This is a genomic window from Streptococcus agalactiae ATCC 13813 (genome assembly GCF_000186445.1).
GTDB classification, from domain to species: Bacteria; Bacillota; Bacilli; order Lactobacillales; family Streptococcaceae; genus Streptococcus; species Streptococcus agalactiae.
The window spans coordinates 1323384-1329281 of record NZ_GL636070.1 but is presented as its reverse complement, the minus strand read 5'-3'; the positions used below and the strand labels follow the sequence as shown (position 1 = coordinate 1329281).

Annotated in this window: 6 protein-coding genes and 1 pseudogene; 6 read left to right on the top strand and 1 reads right to left on the bottom strand. The window is 33.7% G+C overall.

Annotation, left to right across the window (positions count from 1 at the left end; genetic code table 11):
• Positions 1-92 precede the first annotated feature (92 nt).
• The 3 genes from msrC to HMPREF9171_RS106940 all read left to right on the top strand — a co-directional run bounded on the left by msrC (position 93) and on the right by HMPREF9171_RS106940 (position 2537).
• Positions 93-590: a free L-methionine (R)-S-oxide reductase MsrC gene (gene msrC / locus HMPREF9171_RS106930; protein ID WP_001043210.1), complete on the top strand. Its 498-nt coding sequence runs from the start codon at positions 93-95 to the stop codon at positions 588-590.
• Positions 590-2254 carry a DNA polymerase III subunit gamma/tau gene (dnaX, locus tag HMPREF9171_RS106935; RefSeq protein WP_000283823.1) on the top strand — a complete coding sequence of 555 codons (1665 nt, stop codon included), beginning with the start codon at positions 590-592 and terminating at the stop codon, positions 2252-2254. The genes msrC and dnaX overlap by 1 nt, the downstream gene beginning before the upstream one ends.
• Before the next feature lie 88 nt (positions 2255-2342).
• Positions 2343-2537, top strand: a complete 195-nt coding sequence (locus HMPREF9171_RS106940) for a DUF3272 domain-containing protein (protein WP_000166926.1) — start codon at positions 2343-2345, stop codon at positions 2535-2537.
• Here HMPREF9171_RS106940 and birA read toward each other — a convergent pair.
• Complete coding sequence (birA, locus tag HMPREF9171_RS106945) at positions 2518-3453, bottom strand: bifunctional biotin--[acetyl-CoA-carboxylase] ligase/biotin operon repressor BirA (RefSeq protein ID WP_001872319.1); 936 nt, start codon at positions 3451-3453, stop codon at positions 2518-2520. The genes HMPREF9171_RS106940 and birA overlap by 20 nt on opposite strands.
• Positions 3454-3637: 184 nt before the next feature.
• Between birA and metK the strand changes: the two genes are divergently transcribed.
• From metK to HMPREF9171_RS1000000113960, 3 genes and pseudogenes are all read left to right on the top strand, one after another.
• Positions 3638-4834: a methionine adenosyltransferase gene (gene metK, locus HMPREF9171_RS106950; RefSeq protein WP_000003961.1), complete on the top strand. Its 1197-nt coding sequence runs from the start codon at positions 3638-3640 to the stop codon at positions 4832-4834.
• Positions 4821-5096, top strand: coding sequence for a hypothetical protein (locus tag HMPREF9171_RS01000000112970; RefSeq protein ID WP_000880718.1), 276 nt, complete (start codon positions 4821-4823; stop codon positions 5094-5096). The genes metK and HMPREF9171_RS01000000112970 overlap by 14 nt, the downstream gene beginning before the upstream one ends.
• A 258-nt stretch (positions 5097-5354) precedes the next feature.
• Positions 5355-5898: pseudogene (locus HMPREF9171_RS1000000113960) on the top strand (hypothetical protein); the annotation flags it as partial.

Sequence of the window (5898 nt, the reverse complement as noted above, 5' to 3'; positions counted from 1 at the left end):
AAATAAACACAATGGTTTGTGTTTATTTTTTTGTTTTATATAGGATGGTTATTTAGTTTTAGTAACTTTCAAATTATGCTATAATAAGTGCTATGAACAAGTCTAAGAAAATCGAAAATTATCAATTATTATTACTACAAGCGCAAGCTCTATTCTCAGATGAAACAAATGCTCTTGCCAACTTATCAAATGCTTCAGCTATGCTAAATGCTATGCTTCCAAATTCTGTATTTACAGGCTTTTATTTATTTGATGGAGAAGAGTTAATTCTTGGCCCTTTCCAGGGTGGTGTATCATGTGTGCATATTACTTTAGGAAAAGGTGTTTGTGGTGAATCTGCACAAACTGCTAAGACGCTGATTGTTGATGATGTTACAAAGCATGCTAACTATATCTCCTGTGATTCAAAAGCTATGAGCGAAATCGTAGTACCCATGTTTAAAAATGGCAAACTTCTAGGAGTTCTAGATTTAGATTCTTCTTTAGTAGCAGATTATGATGAGATTGATCAAGAATACTTAGAAAAATTTGTAGGTATTCTAGTAGAACATACGATTTGGAATTTGGATATGTTTGGAGTTGAAAAGTAATGTATCAGGCCCTTTATCGGAAATATCGTAGCCAAACATTTGATGAAATGGTTGGACAAAGTGTTATTTCAACTACTTTAAAGCAAGCTGTGTCCAGCAAAAAAATTAGCCATGCTTACCTTTTTTCAGGACCTAGGGGAACTGGAAAAACAAGTGCTGCTAAAATATTTGCAAAAGCGATGAATTGCCCAAATCAAGTTAATGGCGAACCTTGTAATCATTGTGATATTTGTCGAGATATTACAAATGGTAGTTTAGAGGATGTCATTGAAATTGATGCTGCGTCAAATAATGGTGTCGATGAAATTCGTGATATCAGGGACAAATCAACTTATGCTCCAAGTAGGGCAACCTATAAAGTTTATATTATTGATGAGGTTCATATGTTGTCTACAGGTGCCTTCAATGCACTATTGAAAACACTTGAAGAGCCAACAGAAAATGTTGTTTTTATATTAGCAACAACAGAACTCCATAAAATCCCTGCAACAATCTTATCTCGTGTCCAGCGCTTTGAATTTAAAGCGATTAAATTATTAGCTATTCGAGATCATTTAGCACAGATTTTAGATAAAGAAGCTATTTCATATGATTTGGATGCTCTGACACTAGTCGCTAGACGAGCCGAAGGTGGTATGCGTGATGCTTTATCAATTCTCGATCAAGCCTTGAGTTTAGCGAAAGATAACCACATTTCTTTAGATGTAGCAGAAGAAATTACAGGGAGCATTTCCTTATCTGCTATAGATGATTATGTATCGAATATATTGGCTCACGATACAACTGAAGCACTCGCTAAACTTGAAGTAATCTTTGATAGTGGCAAAAGTATGAGTCGTTTTGCAACAGATTTATTGATGTACTTAAGAGATTTACTTGTTGTTCAAGCAGGTGGTGAAAATAGTCATTCAAGTGATACTTTTATGGCCAATCTTGATGTTAAACAAGATATTTTATTTGAAATGATTGATAAAGTGACATCTGTTCTTCCTGAGATAAAAAATGGTAGCCATCCTAAAGTTTATGCAGAGATGATGACCATTCAATTGTCTGAAATGGTAGAAAAAAATTCGTCAAACTTACCTGCAGATGTGACAGCAGAATTAGATAGTCTTCGTCGGGAGTTAAAATCGTTAAAAAACGAAATGAGCCAACTCTCTCGAGCAGATCAAAGTTCATCAACTCAAAAAGTAAAGGTTAATAATAAGACATTCACATTTAAAGTTGACCGTACAAAGATTTTGACCATTATGGAAGAAACGGTTGTAGATAGCCAACGTTCACGTGAATACTTAGAAGCTTTAAAGAGCGCTTGGAACGAGATATTAGATAATATTACGGCTCAAGATAGAGCCTTATTAATGGGATCTGAACCTGTCTTAGCTAATAGCGAGAATGCTATTTTGGCATTTGATGCGGCCTTTAATGCTGAACAAGCTATGAAACGTACCGATCTCAATGATATATTTGGTAATATTATGAGTAAAGCAGCAGGTTTTTCACCTAATATTTTAGCTGTACCTAGAAATGATTTTAATCAAATTCGGAGCGATTTTGCAAAGAAAATGAAAGCTCAAAAGACGGAAACAGAACCTGAAGTTAATCATCAAATTCCAGAAGACTTTTCTTATCTAGCAGAACGAATAGCAATCGTTGAAGATTAAAACGTAACTAAAAATAGTTGCCTGTTACAGGCAACTATTTTTTTGATAAGTTTTTTAATTATTTAGTAGATTCTGTTATAATGGTGATATGACAAAACGACAATTTATTTTTATGGCGCTTTTATGCTCTTTTGAAACTTATTTTTTTAATCAATCCGTTATGGATGGCTCCTGGATTTTTGCTATTTTTTGGGGAGTTTTATTACTTCGAGATCTTCAAAAGGTGTATGCGATTTCAAAATTCACAAAAGAGCTTATCAAATCTACCAAGAAGAAAGACTGATTTCGCCACTGCGAAGTGTTTTCAACTGACCATCATCTAACTCAACCACTAAATATCCTTTATCTGTAATATCAATAGCTTTCCCAGAATACATTGTTTGACCATCCATAAAGCTAACGGTTCTATCTAAGACTAGGGATTTTTCTCTATATACCTTTAAGTGATCCTCTAGTGGAATATTGAAAAAGAGATTCCAGATTTCTGTAATCAATTGATTTCTAGTTATGGTCGGTTGCTCTGTAAAGAGACTACCTGCGCGCTTAGTTAACGCCCTAGGGAACTCTTTGATATAGAAATTGATACCTAATCCTATAATAACATTCGTTACCAACCCACTCTCAACAGAAGCGATAGCCTCGGTTAAAATACCAGCTATTTTTTTATTATCTAAATAAATATCATTGACCCACTTAATTTCAGGAGTAATTCCTGTTAACCGTGAGATAGCTTTTACAGCACTAGAGGCTACCATGACAGTATAAGGTTTTATATCTTCAATCGGTACATTAGGTTGTAATAAAAGAGACATATAGATGCCGCCTTGATTTGATGTAAAGAAAGGTCTATCAAAACGTCCTTTAGCTTTTTTTTGATTAGGAGCTAAAAAAAGGTGTGGAGTCTTTAATTTACTTTCTATCCCCATTTTAGCATCTAGTTGGGTTGAAGCACTATTATTATTAAGACTAACCTTAATACCAATTTCTTGTTCGAGTTGTTCTGGTAATAATATGTCACCTGATACCAATCGGTAGCCCTTGTTAGTGACAGACTCAATCTCTAGGCCTAATTCTTCTAACGTTTTTATACCTTTCCAAATAGCTGTGCGGGAAATATTAAGTTGATTTGCCATAGTTTCTCCGCTAATAAAGTTGTTATTTTTTGATAGTATTTGATAAATTTTTTCGTAGGTTTTCATAAATCTAGTATAGTATAAATCGAGAAAAAAGACTAAAGAAAATAGAGATAATTTTTTATTTATTGGTAACTTATTTCACAAAAGATGAAATAGTGGTACAATAGCTATATGAGTCCCGAAAAGGTAGCCTAGAGGCTAGTTCTTTGTAACTCGACACATTTTACATTTTAGGGGGGACATTTTTATGTCAGAACGTAAACTTTTCACGTCTGAGTCAGTATCTGAGGGACATCCCGATAAGATTGCTGACCAAATTTCCGATGCGATTTTAGATGCAATTTTAGAGCAAGATCCAGATGCCCACGTAGCAGCCGAAACAGCTGTTTATACAGGGTCGGTTCATGTATTTGGCGAGATATCAACGACAGCCTATGTTGATATTAACCGAGTTGTCCGTAACACAATCGCTGAAATTGGCTATGATAAAGCTGAATATGGCTTCTCAGCTGAATCTGTCGGAGTGCATCCGTCACTCGTTGAACAGTCGCCAGACATTGCACAGGGAGTCAATGAAGCTCTTGAGGTACGTGGTTCTCTTGAACAAGATCCTTTAGATTTAATTGGTGCAGGTGACCAAGGTTTGATGTTTGGGTTTGCTGTTGATGAAACACCTGAGTTAATGCCATTGCCAATTTCTTTAGCTCATCAGTTAGTTAAGAAATTGACAGATCTACGTAAGTCTGGGGAACTTACTTATCTTCGACCAGATGCAAAATCTCAAGTAACGGTTGAATATGATGAAAATAATCAACCAATTCGTGTGGATGCAGTAGTTATTTCGACACAGCATGATCCTAATGTAACTAATGACCAACTCCATAAGGATGTGATTGAGAAAGTTATCAATGAAGTTATTCCAAGCCATTATTTAGATGACCAAACAAAATTCTTTATCAATCCTACAGGGCGCTTTGTTATTGGAGGCCCTCAAGGAGATTCAGGACTAACAGGTCGTAAGATTATTGTAGATACTTATGGTGGTTATTCTCGTCATGGTGGTGGTGCATTTTCAGGTAAAGATGCTACTAAAGTAGATCGTTCAGCATCTTATGCAGCTCGTTATATTGCAAAAAATATTGTTGCAGCTGATTTAGCTAAAAAAGTAGAAGTACAACTTGCTTATGCAATTGGTATTGCTCAGCCTGTCTCTGTGCGTGTAGATACATTTGGAACAGGTGTTATAGCAGAAGCAGACCTAGAGGCAGCTGTACGCCAAATATTTGATTTGCGACCAGCAGGCATTATTAATATGTTGGACCTCAAACGACCTATTTATCGACAAACAGCAGCCTATGGGCATATGGGACGTACTGATATCGATTTGCCATGGGAGCGAGTTGATAAAGTCCAGGCCTTAAAGGATTTTATTGCTAGCAAATAATAAAAAGCGTAAACTTTCGTTTACGCTTTTTTTGCTCATGATAATTTATAGAACATTTATAAAATCTTATAATAAACTGGTTAAGTATAGGAAATACTGCATATTTCTTGAAAATATGGTGTATATTGTGAATAAAATGATGACCAAGTTAATTGAATTTTCCTATCGAAAAATTTTTCAAAAAAATAATTTCACGCTCAAATCATTTGATTGTCAAATAAATAGAGCCTTTATAAAAATATTATATAAGTATAAAATGTAAAAAAAATAAAAAAATGATATTTTTATTTGATTTAAATGTATTTAATAAAAATACAAAGTTTCTAAAAAAAGTAAAAATTCCATCTTAAAAAACAGCATTAGTTATTATAACCGAACATTGTTGTCCTTGAAACATGAAAACAAAAACAAAAGTTCGTAGTTTAATTAATTTGTCATGTTACTAATCTTGTGTTAATATATTATCTCGTGATAAGTTTTTGATGTAAAAATTATCATGAAAAAGAAAAGAGAGATGGAAATGAAAAAACAATTTTTAAAATCAGCAGCGATTCTATCGCTAGCAGTAACAGCAGTATCTACAAGTCAGCCGGTAGGGGCGATAGTCAAGTATAATGCGGGTAATGTAGATGTTATAGTAGATGAACTTGAACGCTATAAATGGAATCAAGAAATTTCACCGCTATATTATGGTAATGTATATAATACATTACAAGAATATATTAGTAAAATAAATTACTATTTAACTTCTGAAGATTATGACGAACCAGAATTTAAAAAAATTAAAGAAGAGTTACTAGAAAAAACGACTAAGTATGAAAAATATTTAGTTTACCTCAGTTCTCAAAACAAAATCAAGAAAGAAAAATACATTGGACATTACAGTATGCAAGAGAAGTATAGGACTAGCGGAATTATTTTTTTAGATGCAGGCGTATATTCTCATATATTAGAAGAGTTAAAAAAGGAAGATAAAAAATTCATTGATGCTACATATAAAGAATATCATACTAACCAAGAGTTATTTCCGTATATATACTATCCAGATAGTAATTTCGAATTTT